The organism is Methylocaldum szegediense (assembly GCF_949769195.1).
GTDB lineage: Bacteria > Pseudomonadota > Gammaproteobacteria > Methylococcales > Methylococcaceae > Methylocaldum > Methylocaldum szegediense.
This window is the reverse complement of record NZ_OX458333.1, coordinates 4568775-4588345: the sequence shown is the minus strand read 5'-3', so window position 1 is coordinate 4588345 and position 19571 is coordinate 4568775. Positions and strand designations below refer to the sequence as shown.

Below are 19571 nucleotides of genomic sequence, written 5' to 3'. Positions count from 1 at the left end.
GAGGATCAGAACCTCATAAATATACTGGCTGTTACCCGGTTCTCGTCGTACTCGAATTCCGATCGATTCGAATCCAACTGCATATGCCGCAGTTCCAAAGATCCGACCAGATCTGCCCAGATCCTCCGGTACACGGCCAAGGACACAAGCATGAACTTATTCTTGGAATCCGTCAGGATAGTGCTGCTTTGATTGCTGTGATTGTCGATGGATTGCCAAATGAAGAACAGAGCTGATTGGGTTCGGGGGGCGAATTGCCATTGCCATGATGCGGTAACTCCGAGCACGTCCTGATCACCGGAAAACTGATACCGCCGATTCTCCTGATAGCCCATCAAGTTCAAGACGCTCTTGGCACTAAACCCGGAAACGGATGCTTGTCCCCGCTTTCGAGTGATGACCTCATTGGTCAAGATAGGCTGATCGATAGGCAGGAGGAACGGCTCACTCGTCAGCGGATCGAACACAGGTTGATCGAGCAGGACCTGCTGAATCGTCGTGGTATTCATGATGTAGGCAGCCATCCAATTCGTTCGGCGAGTTCTATGGCTTAGCAGCGCATTCCAAGTGGTTCCGGCGTTGAATCCACCTAAACCTATTCCGCCAAATCCTCTTCTCCCCGGTCCGGTACCGCCCATTCCTAATCCGCCGAAACCCGCTCCACCCATTCCTAATCCGCCGAAACCCGTTCCCAGTCCACCGAGACCTGCTCCGCCCATTCCTAATCCGCCAAAACCCGTCCCCAGTCCACCGAGACCTGCTCCGCCCATTCCTAATCCGCCAAAGCCCGTCCCCAGTCCACCGAGACCTGCTCCGCCCATTCCTAATCCGCCAAAACCCGTCCCCAGTCCGCCGAGCCCCGCTCCACCCATTCCTAATCCGCCAAAACCCGTCCCCAGTCCACCGAGACCTGCTCCGCCCATTCCTAATCCGCCGAAACCCGCTCCACCCATTCCTAATCCGCCGAAACCCGCTCCACCGTACGCACCTCCCACTTCACTGTCGCGATAAATAAACCACAAGCTTGTTCTTCTGCTCGGCTCCCATGCTAACGACAAGAAATGGTTATTGCCGCCTATCCCGCCCTGCAAGGCCAATTTAGCACTCGGAGTCCAAGCCAATCCTGCAGTCCAGTAACCACCGTTTCGCGCCCCCGCAATCCTCGTCAGGCCAGCAAAATCGTTTTCGAAGTGACCAGCCTGGATAAAAGGGCTGAATTGCTTCGTTAATCGATACCTGATCTCACCATTATAGTTTTGATATTTTACGTTGCCGCTTCCTCGAACTCCCTGGATGCCACGGTTGCGTTCATTATCTTGGTTGTAAAAATTAGCTCGCCAGGTAACCGTGTCGAACCGGTTACCACTCATCAAATCAGCCCGTTGTTCGAAAATATTGGAATCGAAGTTTCCGCCACCGATGTTACTGTATGTAACACCGACATAACCTTCCGCATAACCGCCTAGATGAGGTCTCCAATATGGGTTAATTCGAAACGTTCTGTATTCGCTAGTATTACCGGTACGAGATATATTATCGACGGCAAAGCGGCCGGTTGTCGTACTGTTATATTGTCCTATCGTGCTTGTGGAATCGACAAATACAGAGTCGTCAATAATCTCGGTTTTCGATCTCATCTGAAGTTGGTTATTGATTCGCGGATCTACATCGGTTCCGGCATAAAATAGATTTTGCATCCTATAATATAAATCAAATTTGCTCTTGCCTTCCCGTCGAATTGATATGCCAGGGCTTAATTCAGTCACAAACGCATCGTCGGCCTTCTGCGCCGACGAACTACCGGAGGCCCCTCTGCTGGTCAAACCGATATTATCTGAATATAGCTGCCTCACCACCAAATTTGGCTCCACATGCCAATCCTCCGCATATGTAGGAGGCAAAAAAAAACAAAGCACCCCTAGATAATAGCCAATTACTCCAAAGCTCGGATTGGGAGACCTGTAGGCTCCGTCAACTTTCGGTTCTTTGTTGACCATAAACCCCGTACCCGTACCCGTACCCGTAATACTTGAATCCGAACCCTTTCTTCGTTTTATTCAAGACGCAGCCAACCACCTCGCAGGATTCCAACTTCGAAAGGGATTCCTGAACGATATACTGAGGCGTGACATCGGACTCGACGACCAAGACAACTTGGCCTACCAGCGTGGCTAATACGGCACCTTGGCTCGCCGCGAGCAAAGGCGGTGAATCGAAAATGACGGCACGATCCGGATAACGCGACGACAATTCCTTGGCCAGTCCCTTCATTGCGTCACTGGCCAAAAGCTCGGTGGAATGGCGATCCAAGCTGCCCGCCGGCAACAACGTTAGATTCGGAATATCTGTTTTAATTAAAACATCGGAAAAGCCGAGCGATTTGTCCTGTAACAGATCGATTAGCCCTTTTTGGGCAGGAATTCCGAGTAATCCCGCTATCGATGGTTTCGCTACATCAGCATCTATCAACAGAACTGTCTTGTCTCGCTCCATCGCAATACTGAGAGCCAAATTTACGGCCGTAAAAGTCTTTCCCTCCCCGGGAACGCTGCTAGTTACCAGAATCAGATTCGCACGCTCAATGCCGTTATCACCTTCCGGGAAGGCATTCATCAAAAGAGGCCGTTTGATTAAACGATATTCTTCCGCAAGCTGACCATGTGGGGCGTCCAATGCCAACATGCCCTTAGATTTGACAAGGTCCCAATCGATCGGGTGTATTTTTGGCGCCGCTTCACTTTTTGAGGCTGTCCCCGGAGCCGGCGAGGAAGGTTCGATATCGGCCGCCCTTTGAGCAAACTGAGCTCGCTCGCCCCCTTTCTGAGTCGAACTTTGTTCGAGCTCCAAAGCCTTATTCAGTGCCTTCTCGATGATGCTCATGCCGTTAACTCCGACTGACAAACGACGGAAGATGATACCCTTTGATCTCCAGCACAATTACCCCGATGAAGACAACAAGCAATGTCGCGAAAGCGGCCGTGAAGGCCAGAAACTCACGCCACTTACGTTCTCTAAGTTCCGGAATCCAGTTCATGGAAACACTCCCAAGTACCGGCCGCCCGGTAATTTCCCTGAGCTTGTTTGTCGTGTTGAACGCCGGGCGCAGAAGCGCCAGAAATATGGCCATCCCGACGCTTACCACGATACTAGCCACTAACACCGCCACCGAAAGCAAAATACGGTTGGGCGCGGAAGGTTTTGTAGGTACTTGAGGCGGATCGACAATTTTGAATTTCACGCTGTCCGTGCTTTGCTCCACGCTTTCCGACATTCTCGCCGTTTCCCGCCTCTTCAAGAGTGCGTCGTAATTTTCCTTGATCGCTGCGTAATCCCTATTCAGTCCCTGCAGCTGCGTTTCCACTTTCAATCGCTCGTCCATTTGCTTCTTCAGAAGTTCAATTTTCTCCTCAAACATCTTCACTCGCGAGCTTAGCAATGCAACATCCACTTCCGCGTCGCTAAGAGAAATTCTCATTTGTTGAAAAACTGGATTGGCCTCGACCCCCGGGTTTCGTACCATACCTTGCCCTAATTCCTTTGCTTCCGCTATTTCCTTTTCCTTCTGCTTTTGTAAATCCGCGATGCTTTTTTTCAGAGCTATTACTTCCGGATGGCCCTTCGTATACTTGAGCAACAACTCATCCAAGCGAGCCTGTAAAGCTTGGATCCGGGTATCAAGAGGACTTGCTATGTCTTCCAGGCCATTAAAACCCAAAAATGTCGGTTCTTCCCCTTGCAACTGTCTTTGCAGCTCGTCACGTCGATTGATAGCTTCCTGCAGTCCTATCTTTGCGTCATCCAACTGCTTGGCCAACCCATTCAATTGTGCATAAAGGTCACCACCCTGGTCAGGAAGCATTCCGTAATTCACACGTTTGAAATCCTCGAGCGCTTTCTCAGCGGCCTGTAAGCGTGCTTCATACTCCTTAATTTGTTGATCGAGAAATTTTTGAGCGGAACTCGAATCTTCGCGCGACTCGCCCAGAGTCTGCTCGACGAAAATCGTCAGCAGCGCTTGAACAATCTTTTTCGCTGTCGTCGGATTTTGGTCTTCCGCATTGATCGTGAACAAGTTATTTTCTCCACCCGCGATAGTTACCGAAGACTGCAGTCGATTGACTATCTTTTCCATGGCCGCTTCGTCCGTCGCGCCTAAATCCAAGTCCGTCATCCGAGCTACCTTTTCCAGGTTCGGACGGCTGAACATCAGTTTCGACATCAAGCGAACTTGGCCGGAAACATCCGGCTGAATAGCAAGACCTGAGAGCAAAGGACGCAAGACGGAACGAGTATCCACATGCACCCGTGCGCTGGCTTGATATTTGTCTGGCATTTGCGCGACAAAAATCCAGCCCGCAAGACTAATTATCCACGCCAATGCGATGGAAACCCATTTATAGCGTGTGGCGCTTTGGAGGTAACCGAGGACCTCGGCGATCAGTTCATGCATGAAAATCGGCCCCCAACCGAAGCAGGCTCAGAAGTAAGCTTCCGGAATAATTAAAATATCCCCGGGCAATATGTTCACATTAGCTGTTATGTCGCCATCCTCGAGCAAATCGTCGATGCGCACCCTAAGCTGCTGTTGTACGCCGTTCATGTTCCTGACAATCACTGCGCGGTTTCCTGCTGCATAATCGGTAAGTCCGCCAACGAGAATCATCAAATCTAGTAAAGACATATTTTCCTTATAAGGAACCGCCTGCGGCTTGGCGGCTTGTCCTACAACTCTAACCTGTTCGCTATAAGGACCGACGAAATCATTCACGATTACGGTTACAAGGGGATTACGAATATACTTTGACAACTCCTTTTCGATATCCCGCGCAAGCTGAAACGGAGTCTTACCCGATGCGGGAAGCTCTTCGACCAAAGGCGCGTTAATTTTCCCGTCTGGTCTGACGGGAATTGTGCGGGATATTTCCGGATTACCCCAGACGAACATTTCGAGACTGTCACCAGGTCCGATGATGTAGGTATAGTCCGAGGGCGGGTCTACGTTCGGTGCCAACGGAGCACATCCCACCAGAAAAGAGTTGCAGAACAGAATCCCCCATAAAGTCCAATTATTGATACGACGCATAGTATCTAACTCAAATTGCTTTCTCTTGGACCACTCGCTTAGGAAACCGAGGTAAGACCAGCCGAACCCGATCGGCGCAGGACAGTTTCGGTCATTCCGGCATGACGGGCGAACCGCACTCCTCTAGGCCGAACCCATGACATGAGAACAAGCCACAGTTGTTGGGCTTAACGTGGCGCAGTTAGGTGGAACGTCGGGCTGTACAGCGCGGCGTGCACTTCGCCGCACGAAGCAGCCGTTAGCAAGTCTAGCATAGCTGTGCATGCATCCCTGAGCGCAATTTGAAGTGTACTTTACCTTTTCCGTTCCTAAGGTAACAGTGCAAAAATCACGTCACCGAGATAGTGAGCTAACTGATTGATTCGCTTTTGAATACCAGAGGATTGATTACGCACGCTTGTGTCGCCCCCGTTCCGAGAAAAATTTTATCCGTTCTACCGCCGCCGCTAATCGATCAAGCGTTACCGCATAGGAAAACCTGAGATAGCGCTCCGGCGCGTTGTTGCCGAAATCCTTGCCTGGAGTCACCGCGACACCGGTTTCCTCCAACAAGCTCAACGCGAAATCGAAGCTATTCGATGTAAAACGACTGCAGTCGGCGTAGACGTAGAACGCTCCGCTCGGCATGGTCTTGATCGAAAATCCGATTTTCTGTAACTGCTCGCAAAGAAAGTCTCGTCTCTCCTGAAAAACCTGTCGTCGCAGTTCCAATCCGTGCAGGTTCGCTTCCGTAAATGAAGCCAGAGCCGCATATTGCGAGGGGGTCGGCGCAGAAATGAACAAATTCTGTGCGAGTTTTTCCGCATTATCAATGCAGTCGGCGGGAACCACAAGCCATCCGACCCTCCACCCTGTCATTCCGAAATACTTCGAAAAGCTGTTGATAACCAAAACCCGGTCCGAAAACGCGAGAGCCGTCGACGACGGTTCGTCGTACTCAAGCCCATGGTAGATCTCATCCGAAATCAAGAATGCCGACCTTCGCTCCAGATCGTCTACCAGCGCTCGCAACTCGTCAGGGCGCAGCACGGCTCCAGTCGGGTTTGAAGGCGATGCGATTACAACCCCCTTAGTTCGCCGATCCCACACGGCTGAAAGAATCTCAGGATTGAAATGGAAGCGTGTTGACGCGTCTACTGGCACCAGGGAAGGAATGCCCCCAAACAGGCGAACGAAATTCGAATAGCACGGATAGCCCGGATCCTCCAGCAGAACCTTGTCGCCTTCATTGAGCACCAGCGCCATCGCTAGCAAAAAGCCGCCCGAGGCGCCTGGTGTAATGAAGATTCGCTCGCTCTCAACCTGCACGCCATAACGATCCCGATAATATTTCGCGATAGCTTGGCGAAGGTCGGGCAACCCCGCGGCTGGCGTATATTTAATGTCGCCGCGCCGTGCGAAATCGGCCGCGTACTGAGCGACTAAAGGCGGAGTCGGAAAATCGGGTTCGCCAATTTCCAGGTGAATGACATCCCGCCCTTGCCGTTCCAAAGCCTTGGCACGAGACAAGATGTCCATCACATAAAAGGGTTGTATGCTAGCCAAACGATTCGAAATCACCATGCTCCGTCCGCGCTTTTACCGATTCGACCAAACTGCAATGCTGACGCCTCCAGGCTTGGGTCAGGGAATCTTGCAGAACTTCAATTTGTTTGCTAGTAATATCCGGTTTTTGAACTTGGTTTAGGAGTTTACGGATGTCCAGTGCCCAGAATGCCGATACTCATGTGACACCTTTCCGCTTCACGCCTTACCAGGCCCAGGAAGGCGAAGAATACATGAGTGAGGCTCAAGTCGAGCACTTCCGTCGCATTCTACAGACTTGGAAGGCCGAACTCATGAAGGAAGTCGACCGTACTGTACATCACATGCAGGATGAAGCGGCCAATTTCCCAGACCCGAATGACCGCGCAACGCAGGAATCCGAATTCAGTCTCGAACTGCGCACCCGCGACCGGGAACGGAAGCTTATCAAGAAGATCGAAGAGGCTTTGGAGAATCTCGAGCGCGGGGAATATGGTTATTGCGAAACTTGCGGGGTCGAAATCGGCCTCCGACGCCTCGAAGCACGACCGACCGCTACACAATGCATTGATTGCAAGACGCTGGACGAAATCCGGGAAAGGCAGGTCGGTTGATTTTCGATCCTTTCGCTTCCCGACTTGAACGACGACCCGTTTTCCACACTGTCTTCTAAGCCAAAATACCGGGGCCGATTCGCACCTTCACCGACCGGCCCCCTGCACCTAGGCTCCCTCTACACGGCCCTGGCCAGTTTTCTTCAAGCCAAGTCGCAACAGGGCGAGTGGTTGTTGCGGATCGACGATGTCGATCCCTTTCGTACCGCGACCGACTCGAGCGACCGGATTCTCCGCACCCTCGAAGCCTTCGGTCTGCATTGGGACGGACCTATCCTCTACCAGAGCGAGCAATTCGAAGTCTACCGTGCGGCACTCGAACGGCTCGATGCTCAAGGTCTCCTTTATGCCTGCACATGCTCCCGCAAAGATCTCGCCGCGTTATCCGACGCAAACGCGCACACGTCGATTTATCCGGGTTTCTGCCGGAGTAAGAAAAACCAGCCCCGGCCCGATCATCACGCTCTTCGGATTCTGGTGAAAGACACGCCTATCACGTTCGAGGACGCGCTCCAGGGCGTGCAGACACAGAATCTTGCGAAAGACGTCGGAGACTTTGTCGTGTTCCGGCGCGATCGAGTATACGCCTACCACTTGGCCACCGTACTCGACGACAGCGCCCAAGGCATCACCGAAGTCGTCCGTGGGGTCGATCTGCTTGATTCGACGCCAAGGCAAGTCTATTTGCAGCAGCTGCTCGACTTGCCCACGCCGGCGTACGCGCATGTTCCGATTCTTGTGAACCGATCGGGTCTCAAACTGAGCAAACAAACCTACGCCGACCCCGTGGACGTGAAAAACGCATCGTCCACCCTGGTCGATTTGTTAACGCTGATGAACCAAGATCCGCCTGCGGATTTGCGATCCGCCCACACAAGTGAAATTCTCGACTGGGCAATCCACAACTGGGATCTGTCTCGCTTGTCGGCCGTTCGCACCATCCCCTTGAATTTATGACGATCCCTGATTACCGATGAATTGGCCTTGGTCTCTGACAGGCATGCGCCTAAGCAATGGTCATTGGAAGCACTCAATTTGTACGACGGGCGCGGCTCCTAGGCTGAATTTCATCGAAGGGTTATCCCGAGTTCTGACGAAAGAGCCTACGCCGACGTAGGGTTGTCCGCCGCAAGGATGAGCAATACCAACAGCCAATTTGCATCGCAGCCGGCTACCGATTCCGGGAAATCGACGGTCTAAGGAAACAATTCGATTCGGACACCGATCAAATTGACAAGCTCTTGCTTTTCCTTAAAATTCCGCCCTCCAATCCACGGCCTGCGCTCTCGTTATCCTTAATGAAGGATTACCTCCTCATCCTGGTCAGTACGACCCTGGTCAATAACTTCGTCCTGGTCAAGTTTCTCGGGCTTTGCCCGTTCATGGGCGTGTCGAGAAAACTCGAGACCGCGATGGGCATGGGATTGGCGACCACGTTCGTATTGACCCTGTCCTCGGTGACCAGCTATCTCGCCAACGAATATCTGCTGGTGCCCCTGGGATTGGACTATCTCCGCACGATCGTTTTCATCGTCGTCATCGCCGTGGTGGTGCAGTTCACCGAGATGGTGATACACAAGACGAGCCCTTTGCTCTATCAAGTGCTGGGTATTTTTCTTCCGCTCATCACGACCAACTGCGCGGTACTCGGCGTCGCTCTCCTGAACGTTCAGTCCCAGCACGGATTTATCGAATCGTTTTTGTACGGTTTCGGTGCTGCTCTCGGCTTCACTTTGGTTCTGGTTCTGTTCGCCGCGGTACGCGAACGGATAGACGCATCCGACGTTCCCTTACCGTTTCGCGGCAACGCTATCGCCTTGATTACTGCCGGTTTGATTTCCATGGCGTTCATGGGATTTTCCGGCCTCGTCAAAGGCTGATCCGGTCTCGCCCATGTCAGCCGTATTCGTCGTTTGCGCACTATTTGCCCTGTTCGGCTTGATTCTCGGCTATTCCGCTCAGCATTTCCGGGTTGAGGGTAATCCCTTGGCGGACGAAATCGATGCTTTACTGCCACAAACGCAATGCGGACAGTGCGGCTTTCCGGGTTGTCGGCCCTATGCCGAAGCCATCGCACGCGGCGATGCGGACATCAATCAATGCCCGCCCGGCGGTGAGGAAGGGGTCGCCGCTCTGGCGGCCTTGTTGGGCGTCGAGCCAAAACCTCTAAACGCCGAGCACGGCGTGGAAAAACCTAAGTCCGTCGCCGTCATCGACGAGAACCTGTGCATCGGCTGCACCTTGTGCATTCAAGCCTGCCCAGTAGATGCAATACTTGGCGCAGCCAGGCACATGCACACGGTTATCGAGACCGAGTGCACCGGTTGTGAACTCTGCGTACCCCCCTGCCCTGTGGATTGCATTCGCATGGAGCCCATCAAGGAAACCTTGGCCGACTGGCGATGGCCCGAACCCAAGGCGGTGAACGGGTGAGCCTGTTCAAGCTCTGGACGTTTCATGGCGGCTTGCAGCTGGAGGGCCATAAGCGGGAATCGTCCTCGGCCCCGCTCGTCGCCCCGATACCCAAACGCCTGGTCTTTCCCCTGCAACAGCGCAGCGGCGAAGATTCCAAACCCGTCGTCGCACCGGGCGACCGCGTCCTCAAAGGCCAAGTCATCGCTCGTGACGATCATCCCTTCAATCCGCCGATCCATGCCTCGAGTTCCGGCATCGTCCAAGCGATCGAAGACTTGCCGCTACCTCATCCGTCGGGGCTGTCCGGTTCATGCATCGTGATCGAGACCGACGGCGAAGACGCCGCCGTCGGCTTTACCGGGATAGCCGATTACAAGCGGTGTTCGCCCGAGGAATTGCGGCGACGCATTCACGAAGCCGGCATCGTGGGTCTAGGCGGCGCGGCTTTCCCGACCTCGGTCAAGGTCTCTCCGGGCGAGGATCGCAAGGTCGATACCCTGATTCTGAACGGCGCCGAATGCGAGCCCTATATCACGTGCGACGATAGCCTACTCAGGCAGTATCCCGAGGATGTGCTGGAAGGTGCGAAAATCCTACTTCATATTCTCCGGGCGGAGCATTGCCTGTTGGCCGTCGAGAGCGACATGCCGGAAGCGTTTCACGCTTTGGAAACAGCGAAACAACAAGGCCGTTTCAATGCCATTCGGCTCGTCCGCGTTCCTGCGATCTATCCCATCGGTGGCGAGAAGCAATTGATCAGCGTGCTCACCGACCGCGAGGTGCCGACCCGCGGCCTCCCCGCCGACATCGGCATCGTTTGTCAGAACGTGGGAACGGCGGCTGCAGTCTACAACGCCGTGGTTCGCGGTATTCCGTTGATTTCCCGCATCGTCACCGTCACCGGCCGCGGCGTTCGACGGCCGCAGAATGTGTTGGCTCGGATCGGTACGCCTCTTGCGGATCTCATCCGGCAATGCGGGGGCTACACGGACGAAGCCGAGCGGCTCGTTCTGGGCGGACCGTTGATGGGCTTCGCGGTACCGACCGACCAGCTGCCTCTGACCAAATCGGTCAATTGCCTCTTGGTCGCCGGACGAAACGAACTGATCGGCGAAAAGCGCTCCCTACCCTGCATCCGCTGCGGAACGTGCGCCGACGTCTGCCCGGTCAGCCTGTTGCCCCAACAACTTTACTGGTATAGCCGCTCGAATCAAACCGAACGCGCGCTGGACTACAATCTTTTCGATTGCATCGAATGTGGCTGTTGCGACGTCGTCTGCCCTAGCCACATCCCACTCGTGCAATATTTCCGTGCCGCCAAGAGCAAGGCCATTGCCAAGCGGCGCGAGCGTGAAAAGGCAGAGCACGCCCGCCGCCGATATGAATCGCGCCAGGCACGCAAGGAGCTGGAAAAACGCGAGTGGGCGGAGAGCATAAAGCGGAAGAAGGAGAGTCTCGAAACTGGAAAAGCGCCGGAGATCCTCGAAGCGATCGAGCGCGCCAAGCGGCGTCGCGCAGAAAAAACCGCACCCCCGCGGGAAAATGCCACGTCCATCGCTCACGATCAGCGAGAAACCATAATAGCGGCGGATCGCGTCGCGTCGATCAACGACGGTCACGACGAGACCCGGTCCAGCAACGCAAATGCGGACTGAAAACATTCATTGTCTTACATTTAACCAACTACATGCGTTTTCCGACTGCCCAAGGGCCGTATCTCCCCCCAATCCGCAGTGTCAACCGCATCATGCTGGAGGTACTCGTAGCACTGGTACCGGGTTTGGCGGCCCTGGTGTGGCAATTCGGAAGCGGGGTGCTCGTGCAGTGCGTCATCGCCCTGCTCGCGGCTGGACTGGGCGAGGCCGCGGTACTATCCCTACGTCGGCGACCTATCCTGGCGACACTCAAGGATTGCAGCGCTGCTCTCACCGCCGTGCTGTTGGCAATCTCGCTGCCCCCTCTGGTGCCGTGGTGGGTCACGGCTTTCGGAACGCTGTTCGCGATTGTGGTCGGCAAACAGCTTTACGGCGGATTGGGCTACAATCCCTTCAATCCGGCGATGGTCGGCTATGCCGTGCTCCTGATCTCTTTTCCTCAGCACATGACCGCCTGGCTTCCGCCCAAGGATCTCGCCGGTTCCGTGCTCGGTTTCGCCGATGCTTGGAATGCGATCTTTAACCGCACTTTGCCGCCGGGCATGAGCTTCGATGCACTCACCATGGCGACGCCGCTCGACACGATCAAGACCCAACTCGGCCTTAATCGTCCGCTGGACGAAGTCCAAGCGGGAGTTCTATTCTCGGGGATCGGCGGTCGAGGCTGGCAGTGGGTCAATTTCGGCTTTCTTCTCGGTGGACTGTGGCTACTGAAGCGCGGCACCGTTGCCTGGCAGATACCGGCCGGATTCCTGGGAGGTCTCTTCGGCGTATCGCTGATCTTCTTCCTGATTGACCCGACCGTTTATCCGACACCTCTGTTCCAGTGCTTCAGCGGAGCCGCCATGCTCGGTGCTTTCTTCATCGCCACCGATCCGGTCACGGCCTCGACCACACCGCGCGGGCGCTTGATTTACGGCACATCGATCGGGCTCCTGGTGTTCGTCATCCGTAGCTTTGGCGGGTATCCGGACGGCGTCGCGTTCGCGGTCCTGCTCTTGAATCTGGCCGCCCCAACCATAGATCACTACACCCGCCCGCGGGTCTACGGACATCCCAAATGAGCTTTCCCAAATCGATCATCAATGCCGCCGCCGCGCTCGGCCTGTTCGCAGTGATCGGCATAGGACTGGTGGCGCTGGTGCACGACGGCACGAAAGAGCGCATCGACGCCAACGAACAGGCCGTTCTATTGCGTACCCTGGAATCCCTAATTCCGGCCGAGTGGTTCGACAACGACATTCTCACCGACACGATAACGGCTACCGATCCCAGGCTGGGCACCGATAACCCAGTCACCATCTACCGTGCGCGAAAAGACGGCAACCCGGTGGCGGCAATTCTGTCTCCCGTCGCTCCGGACGGCTACAACGGAGCGATCAAGCTATTGGTGGCGGTGCGCGTGGACGGCTCCCTGGCCGGTGTCAGGGTCGTGAGCCACCGCGAAACTCCGGGACTGGGTGATCCCATCGATACCGACAAATCGGACTGGATCTTCACCTTCGACGGCCGCTCGTTGGACAATCCTTCCGAGGCCCGCTGGAAAGTCAAGCGAGATGGAGGCGACTTCGACCAGTTCACCGGAGCAACGATCACACCTCGCGCCGTCGTCAAAGCGGTTTACCAGACCTTGATCTTCTTCGAGCGGCACAAGGACCGGTTGTTCGAGCAGGAAGCGGGTACTGCTCTGAGAATGAATCTATGATCGATTTTGCCAAGTACCAGAAAATCGTCCGCGACGGACTGTGGCAGAACAATCAGGCCTTTGTCGCACTGTTGGGACTGTGCCCTTTGCTCGCGATCAGCAACACCGTGATCAACAGCCTCGGGCTCGGCCTCGCCACTACAGCGGCCTTGGTGTTTTCCAACGTCATCGTTTCGCTGATTCGGACTCAGCTCGCGACCGAAATCCGGCTGCCGGTATTCGTGCTCATCATCGCCTCGAACGTCACCATCATCGATTTGTTGATGAACGCTTTCTTCCACGATCTTCACAGAACGCTCGGCATCTTCATTCCGCTGATCGTCACCAATTGCGCCATCATCGGTCGTGCCGAAGCTTTCGCGTCCAAGAACACAGTCGACCACGCCTTGGTAGACGGCCTGTTCGTCGGATTGGGCTTTACCTTTGCTCTGGCGCTGCTCGGCGCGCTGCGCGAAGCGATAGGGACCGGTGCAGTGCTGAATCGCGCCGACCTAATGTTCGGAGAAACCGCCAAGAATTGGACGTTGCCCATATTTGAAGACTACGACGGTTTTCTTCTGGCGATTCTGCCGCCTGGAGCCTTCATCGGCCTCGGCCTCCTAATTGCCGTGAAAAACCTCATCGACGCCGGGACGAAGAGAAAAACGCTCGGCAAAACCGCCCCCATTCAAGCCGAGCGGTCCGTTACTCTCCCGTCCGAGAAGCATGAACGCTGAAAAGCGCAGACTGATCTTCGAGCGATTGGCCGCGGCCATTCCGGAACCCACTACCGAACTCAAGCACTCGACACCGTTCGAACTGCTGATCGCAGTGGTCCTGTCGGCCCAGGCGACCGACAAGGGCGTCAACAAGGCCACCGCTCGATTATTCCCGGTCGCGAACACTCCTGAAGCCATTCTCGCCTTAGGCGAAGAGGGTCTAAAGGAATACATCAAGACTATTAATCTCTACCCTACCAAGGCCCGGAACATCATCGCGATGTGCCGAGTGCTATTGGAGAAACACAACGGGCAAGTACCGCAAACACGGGAAGAATTGATGGCGCTGCCCGGCGTCGGCCGAAAAACCGCCAACGTTATCCTCAATACCGCATTTGACCAGCATACGATCGCCGTAGACACCCACATCTTCCGTGTCGCGAACCGAACCCGCCTCGCAACCGGCAAAACGGTACTGGAGGTCGAGCGAAAACTGGAGCGCACGGTTCCCAGACAATACTTCAAGAATGCTCACCACCTTCTCATCCTACACGGCCGCTATACCTGCGTTGCCCGAAAACCGAAATGCCCTATCTGCCCCATCGCCGACCTATGCGAATACCCGGACAAAACATCCGAAGAAACTTTTGCCAATTCCCAAAAAATGGTCGGGACGATAAAACATTAGTGCTTGACTGCCATCCGCGTAACAGGTTTAATACGCAACTCCATTCGCCATCGGCCAGGTAGCTCAGTTGGTAGAGCAGAGGACTGAAAATCCTCGTGTCGGCGGTTCGATTCCGTCCCTGGCCACCATATAAAACGAAGGCTTGCACGGTTTTTCTCCGGCAGGCCTTTTTTGTTGGCTCGCCAACAACGCCGCCAGGCTTCTCAGCTCCCCGCCTGATAGGATGGGACGATACAGGAAAAGCTATCGAAGTGGGCCGTTTGCCCTGAGCCGAGCAGGAAGGCACCTGCGGGAATAGCTTCTTAGCCGATCACTACCTCCGACCCAACCCCTAGTCGACCCGGTCATCGGCTTTCTACAGATGTCGCCGCAAACCGGTATCGCATCCGGTGTGTCCAAGGCTGCGACGGCTCGGGTTCTCAATTTCGCTCCGAGACCGGCTCCCTAAATGGTTAGGAACGTTCTGGCTTGATCGACCGGTCGGAACACAACCCGGACACAAAGCAGTGAAAACCCGAGATGATGAGAGAACGGAATATTCTTACGTCGGTGCAAAATCCGAAGCGTCCGGAAAGCCGGCGCTTGCCTCGGCTTCTGAGGAACCAGTCGCCCGAATGTGGGGTAAGATTGACCCTTTGACTATGGAGCTGAAGCATCATTGAGCCACGCAACATAAATATTCAGACGGGCTCACCCGGTTTTCGGATAGGAATGAAAAACCTCCAAGTGCGGTGAAGTCGTATGGGATACCGCGCTGGTCATCGCGCAGGCAAGCAATACGCTACGCATGGCGGAAGCCGTGCCGTCGCGCAGGAAGTGGGTGGAAAGGAAGGGGCTGCTCGGCGAGTTTCAATGCTTCGTTCCATCGAATCGTTTTGTAAAAAACCTTAGACGAGAGGAAACGAAACCATGGAATTCAGATCCTTCGGCAAATCCGGGCTGAAAGTTCCGGTTCTCAGTTTCGGTACGGCGACTTTTGGTGGAAGTAACGAATATTTCCGCGCGTTCGGAAGCAGCGATGTCCAAGAAGCCCGCCGTTTGGTCGACATCTGTCTGGACGCGGGCGTCAATCTTTTCGACACGGCCGACACGTATTCCTACGGTTTGTCGGAAGAAATTCTCGGCCAGGCCATTAAGGGGCGCCGGGATAAGGTTCTCATTTCGACGAAAGCGACTTATCCGATGAGCGACGACCCCAATGACCGGGGCACTTCGCGCTATCACCTTTTACGTTCTTGCGAAGCCAGCTTGCGCCGGCTGAATACGGATTACATCGATATCTACACGATGCATGGCTTCGACGAGCTCACCCCGATCGAAGAGACGCTGCGGACGCTCGACGACCTCGTGCGAAGCGGCAAAGTCCGTTATCTCGCCTGTTCAAACTTTTCCGGCTGGCATTTGATGAAATCGCTGGCTATCTCGGAAAAATACGGATGGTCCCGCTATGTGGCTCACCAAGCCTATTACTCGCTGATCGGGCGCGATTACGAGTGGGAGCTGATGCCGCTGGCGCTCGATCAAGGAGTCGGAACGGCCGTCTGGAGTCCCCTCGGATGGGGAAGACTCACCGGGAAAATTCGGCGTAATCAACCTCTGCCGCCGCAAAGCCGTCTTCACAAAACGGCGGAAATAGGTCCGCCGGTCGACGATGAACTCGTCTATCGTGTCGTGGATGCTCTTGATGAAATCGCGGCAGAAACCGGAAAAACTATCCCACAGATCGCGATAAATTGGCTCTTGCAGCGCCCGACGGTGTGTACCGTAGTTATCGGCGCCCGTGACGAAGCCCAGCTCAAAGACAACCTCGGCGCAGTGGGATGGAGCCTGACACCGGAACAAATAGCGAAGTTGGAAGCCGCAAGCGAAGTAACACCGATTTACCCTTATTGGCATCAGCGGCACTTCCTAGTCAATCCGTGACCAGTTTCGCGAGTCTGAAGTAGGCTAGAAACGCGCCCCTCTACGTGCACACAAGCGCCAGCGGAAGGCGCTTTACGTAGAGAGGCGCGACGAGTATAGCTCGTCCGAAACGGGGATTGCCCGGCGACTAGTCGGACTATGCTCCGCTCTTACAGCGCCCGTTTAGGCTGAAGCAGCGAAGCTTCGCCCTCTAATGGTCACGTGCCGGGTGTCCCATCGATATGCCGGTGCCTACTTGCGATAGGTGCTGTATACGTAATCTGATTGCTTCTGCGGTTCGTGGCAGGAAAAACACGCGGTCTTCGGGTCCGTGACTACTCTTTCCTGGGTGTCTCCTTTGAATCCTTCGAAGCCCCAGCCTCCGGTTTCCTTGAACTTCTGGGAATCCTTTTCCATTACGCCAAGAACTTTTCGGTTACCCTCCACAATGGCGTTGTTCTCCTTCTTGGCTTCGAGGAGATCGAAAATCAGCACTGAGCCATCGGGATGGCTGCCTCCCTCCTTCAGAGCTTTGAGGGCTTTGTCATTGGCATAGATATGATGAATACCGCCGAACGAGTCATAGAGAGGATGCCCTTGCTCGATCACCATCGATTTGACGTGAGTCCAGTCCCGATAACCTTCAGGATACTTGACCTTTGCCTCTTCCGACCACGCGGCGCCTGCGAAGCACAGGTTAAGAATTCCGATGGCCGCCATGCTGATGATGTGTTTATTCATCTATATTCCTCCCATAAGTTGATACCTGTCTTACGCAAAATTCAGCCGTTGGGGGAACCGTCGGCTTGAAACTATCGTTCAGGTAAGCCGCTGCGCGACGGTGTTAAACCGGCGTGTATCCACCGGGCAATCTCCGCCGGCAGTCGACTTCGCCGACAAACTCCTATTTCGTCATGCTCTGTACTCCTGTCAGGGTCTGCATCCTGCGGTGCTTTCACCCCGAACAGAAGATTCTTCACGCTGACCGATCGATTCCGAACGCGATCGGCATCAAGCAGATTAACCTCGTCGGCGGTCGAAGCCAAGGGTTTCATATAGATAGGTTGGTAATGCGGCTTCGGTCGGTCCTTAAGGCAGGGTACTGGATGAAACCGGCGGAACGGAATCGCGGCACCCGTTGCCGTCGCCCTTGCCGGCAAGCGGTCACTATCCAGAAGAGGCGCACTGAAAGGCTTTGCAAAAGCGACCGGCCTTTTACGGAAAAGGCAGCCCGTAAACTAAGCGCCTCAAGTAGCCGCTTACCGGGTTCGACCGTACATCGCCTCCCAAAATGCTCCCTCGTGATTTCCCGTAAACTGCCCATTTCCGTCCACCGGAATCAAAAAAGCGGGATTTTCGACGCTCCCCAAACTCCAACCATTTTGGGAAACCTCGAAAACACCGCCTCCCTGATGGTTTCTCGTCTCGCCTAACTCAGGCGCGGTTTGGATTGGCTTACATTTTCGACACCTACCTGGCTGAAAACGACGGGGGATCCCTGCCAAGTAAGGACACCCGAAATTTTGCGAGGCACGCCTTAATAGAAAAATCGACGTTTTTGTAGGCGGGTTTTCACAGGGCTTAACTGTCGCGTCTCGTGTGATTATTTACCGAGAAGGAGTTATGCTCTGTTCGAAGCCCGGAGCCTTCTCCAGGAGATATTCGGTTCGTCCAAGTGAGGTTTCTCTCCATGCAGATTCGTCTTCATAAGAACGCCCGTACCACCCCGGCCGTTCGGCAGGCCATTCAAGCGTCCACGTTGAGCGAGCGCGCCTTGGCCCAAAAGCATGGCATTAGCCGAACGACCGTCCGCAAGTGGAAACACCGCTCCTCGGTCGAAGATGCCTCACACCGGCCCCACACCCTCAGAACCACGCTCACGCCCGCCCAGGAAGCCATCGTGGTCTACCTCCGCCAAGCTCTGCTCCTCCCCTTGGATGATCTCCTGGCCGTGACCCGGGAATTTCTCAATCCCGCCGTGTCCCGTTCCGGGCTAGACCGCTGCCTGCGCCGCCACGGGGTGGCGTCCCTCAAGACCCTGCTTCCGCCTACAGAGAAGGCGAAGGTCAAACCCTTCAAGGCCTATGAGCCCGGCTTCCTTCACCTGGATGTTAAGTACTTGCCCGCCATCGACGGCGAACCCCGCCGATACCTGTTCGTCGCCATCGACCGCGCCACCCGCTGGGTCTATGTCGCCCTCAAGCCCAACCGCTCCGCCTTAAGCGCAAAGGACTTCCTCAAAGCGGTGATTCAGGCCGCGCCTTTCCGCATCCAGAAATGCCTGACCGACAACGGCTCGGAGTTTACCGACCGTTTCCTGACCCGAACTCGGCAGCCCTCGGGGACGCATGAGTTTGACCGCCTCTGTACTGAACAAGGCATCGAACATCGCCTGATTCCGCCGGGACGGCCCCAAACGAATGGCCTGGTGGAACGATTCAACGGCCGCATCGAGGAGGTGTTGCAAACCCATCACTTCGATTCAACCGCCGATCTGGACACCACCTTGCACCGCTATGTCGAGCTGTACAATCATCACATTCCCCAAAAGGCCTTAGGCCATCTCACCCCGATCCAGGCTCTCAAAAACTGGCAACTGTCCCATCCTCATCTTTTTCGAAAGAAGGTTTACGATCTTGCGGGACTTGACACTTAACCCATGAAGTCGGTCTACTACGCGCTGCCAACACACACGACAAGCCGATCAAGCAAACCAACCCAATCTGTACAACACGCCCGATATCACAAACAGCACCGAAACCGCAGTTACAGGAATGATATGGAGCGCAAGAGAATTCAAATTTGACGGGCTCAAATTCGGTATCACTCGCAGCCTAGCGTCAGCGGCCAGTAGGGCCGTAATCAGCAACAACGATAATTTTACCCACAGCAACTTAACTGCCGGGTTTCCCCAATCAAAGATCTTCGAAACCTCAGGTACCAGAAAGCTCGCTAAATATAAGCCAGATACTATTTGAACGATCAAAGCGGGAATCCCTATCTTTTCGTAACCGGATTCAAACCGCCGAATGTAGCTCAAGTCCTCATGTTTCAACACATCAGGCAATACCGCAAGCGCGAGGACTATATGACCCCCGGTCCAAATCGTTGCGCCGATGACATGAGCCAATATTGCTAATTCGTACATGTTCGTTCTGTCGACAAGCGGTACTGGGTCAATTTAGTTGAAAAGCCGCTCCGATTTCTGCGGTTGCGACGAAAGCGAGGGTGTCCGCTTTATGTACCATAGCGGACTATATCGGAATTTTCACGAAATTTGGGAGGGA

The 19571-nt window shown here is 54.7% G+C and carries 18 protein-coding genes and 1 tRNA gene; 12 read left to right on the top strand and 7 right to left on the bottom strand.

The annotated features are described in order from the left end of the window. Positions 1-5 precede the first annotated feature (5 nt). From QEN43_RS20230 to QEN43_RS20210, 5 genes are all read right to left on the bottom strand, one after another. Positions 6-1997, bottom strand: a complete 1992-nt coding sequence (locus tag QEN43_RS20230; RefSeq protein WP_051331572.1) for a TIGR03016 family PEP-CTERM system-associated outer membrane protein — start codon at positions 1995-1997, stop codon at positions 6-8. After that, positions 1972-2880, bottom strand: coding sequence for an XrtA-associated tyrosine autokinase (locus QEN43_RS20225; RefSeq protein WP_026610041.1), 909 nt, complete (start codon positions 2878-2880; stop codon positions 1972-1974). The genes QEN43_RS20230 and QEN43_RS20225 overlap by 26 nt, the downstream gene beginning before the upstream one ends. Before the next feature lie 4 nt (positions 2881-2884). Next, the gene (locus tag QEN43_RS20220) at positions 2885-4450 is read right to left on the bottom strand and encodes an XrtA system polysaccharide chain length determinant (protein ID WP_026610040.1); all 1566 of its coding nucleotides are present in this window, start codon (positions 4448-4450) and stop codon (positions 2885-2887) included. Between the two features lie 27 nt (positions 4451-4477). Beyond that, complete coding sequence (locus tag QEN43_RS20215; protein ID WP_317963546.1) at positions 4478-5083, bottom strand: XrtA/PEP-CTERM system exopolysaccharide export protein; 606 nt, start codon at positions 5081-5083, stop codon at positions 4478-4480. A gap of 387 nt (positions 5084-5470) precedes the next feature. Next, on the bottom strand, positions 5471-6646 hold the full coding sequence (locus tag QEN43_RS20210; RefSeq protein WP_026610038.1) for an aminotransferase class I/II-fold pyridoxal phosphate-dependent enzyme: 1176 nt from the start codon (positions 6644-6646) through the stop codon (positions 5471-5473). 134 nt (positions 6647-6780) lie between these two features. Between QEN43_RS20210 and dksA the strand changes: the two genes are divergently transcribed. The 11 genes from dksA (at position 6781) to QEN43_RS20155 (ending at position 16305) form a co-directional block, all read left to right on the top strand. Continuing rightward, positions 6781-7221, top strand: coding sequence for an RNA polymerase-binding protein DksA (dksA, locus tag QEN43_RS20205; RefSeq protein ID WP_026610037.1), 441 nt, complete (start codon positions 6781-6783; stop codon positions 7219-7221). 24 nt (positions 7222-7245) lie between these two features. Beyond that, positions 7246-8178 carry a tRNA glutamyl-Q(34) synthetase GluQRS gene (gene gluQRS / locus QEN43_RS20200; RefSeq protein ID WP_235726562.1) on the top strand — a complete coding sequence of 311 codons (933 nt, stop codon included), beginning with the start codon at positions 7246-7248 and terminating at the stop codon, positions 8176-8178. A gap of 341 nt (positions 8179-8519) precedes the next feature. Next, positions 8520-9101, top strand: coding sequence for an electron transport complex subunit RsxA (gene rsxA / locus QEN43_RS20195; RefSeq protein ID WP_026610036.1), 582 nt, complete (start codon positions 8520-8522; stop codon positions 9099-9101). 13 nt (positions 9102-9114) lie between these two features. Next, entirely contained in the window at positions 9115-9654 is a 540-nt protein-coding gene (gene rsxB / locus QEN43_RS20190; RefSeq protein WP_026610035.1) for an electron transport complex subunit RsxB, read from the top strand. Continuing rightward, positions 9624-11291 (top strand): electron transport complex subunit RsxC, encoded by a 1668-nt coding sequence (gene rsxC, locus QEN43_RS20185; RefSeq protein ID WP_317963545.1) that lies wholly within the window; start codon positions 9624-9626, stop codon positions 11289-11291. The genes rsxB and rsxC overlap by 31 nt, the downstream gene beginning before the upstream one ends. Before the next feature lie 32 nt (positions 11292-11323). Next, positions 11324-12355, top strand: a complete 1032-nt coding sequence (gene rsxD / locus QEN43_RS20180) for an electron transport complex subunit RsxD (RefSeq protein WP_026610034.1) — start codon at positions 11324-11326, stop codon at positions 12353-12355. Continuing rightward, positions 12352-12996, top strand: coding sequence for an electron transport complex subunit RsxG (gene rsxG / locus QEN43_RS20175; protein ID WP_036268136.1), 645 nt, complete (start codon positions 12352-12354; stop codon positions 12994-12996). The genes rsxD and rsxG overlap by 4 nt, the downstream gene beginning before the upstream one ends. Continuing rightward, positions 12993-13712 (top strand): electron transport complex subunit E, encoded by a 720-nt coding sequence (locus tag QEN43_RS20170; RefSeq protein ID WP_051331571.1) that lies wholly within the window; start codon positions 12993-12995, stop codon positions 13710-13712. The genes rsxG and QEN43_RS20170 overlap by 4 nt, the downstream gene beginning before the upstream one ends. Beyond that, positions 13702-14382, top strand: coding sequence for an endonuclease III (gene nth / locus QEN43_RS20165; RefSeq protein WP_051331570.1), 681 nt, complete (start codon positions 13702-13704; stop codon positions 14380-14382). Before QEN43_RS20170 ends, nth begins: the two co-directional genes overlap by 11 nt. A 52-nt stretch (positions 14383-14434) precedes the next feature. Beyond that, a tRNA-Phe gene (locus tag QEN43_RS20160) sits at positions 14435-14510 on the top strand. Between the two features lie 781 nt (positions 14511-15291). After that, on the top strand, positions 15292-16305 hold the full coding sequence (locus tag QEN43_RS20155) for an aldo/keto reductase (RefSeq protein ID WP_026610032.1): 1014 nt from the start codon (positions 15292-15294) through the stop codon (positions 16303-16305). Between the two features lie 231 nt (positions 16306-16536). Here the strand turns inward: QEN43_RS20155 and QEN43_RS20150 are convergent, their stop codons facing one another. After that, positions 16537-17025, bottom strand: coding sequence for a cytochrome P460 family protein (locus QEN43_RS20150; protein ID WP_026610031.1), 489 nt, complete (start codon positions 17023-17025; stop codon positions 16537-16539). A gap of 949 nt (positions 17026-17974) precedes the next feature. Here QEN43_RS20150 and QEN43_RS20145 point away from each other — a divergent pair. Beyond that, entirely contained in the window at positions 17975-18940 is a 966-nt protein-coding gene (locus QEN43_RS20145) for an IS481 family transposase (protein WP_317963439.1), read from the top strand. Between the two features lie 48 nt (positions 18941-18988). Here QEN43_RS20145 and QEN43_RS20140 read toward each other — a convergent pair whose 3' ends face one another. Next, positions 18989-19432: a CopD family protein gene (locus QEN43_RS20140; protein ID WP_026610026.1), complete on the bottom strand. Its 444-nt coding sequence runs from the start codon at positions 19430-19432 to the stop codon at positions 18989-18991. Between the last annotated feature and the right edge of the window lie 139 nt (positions 19433-19571).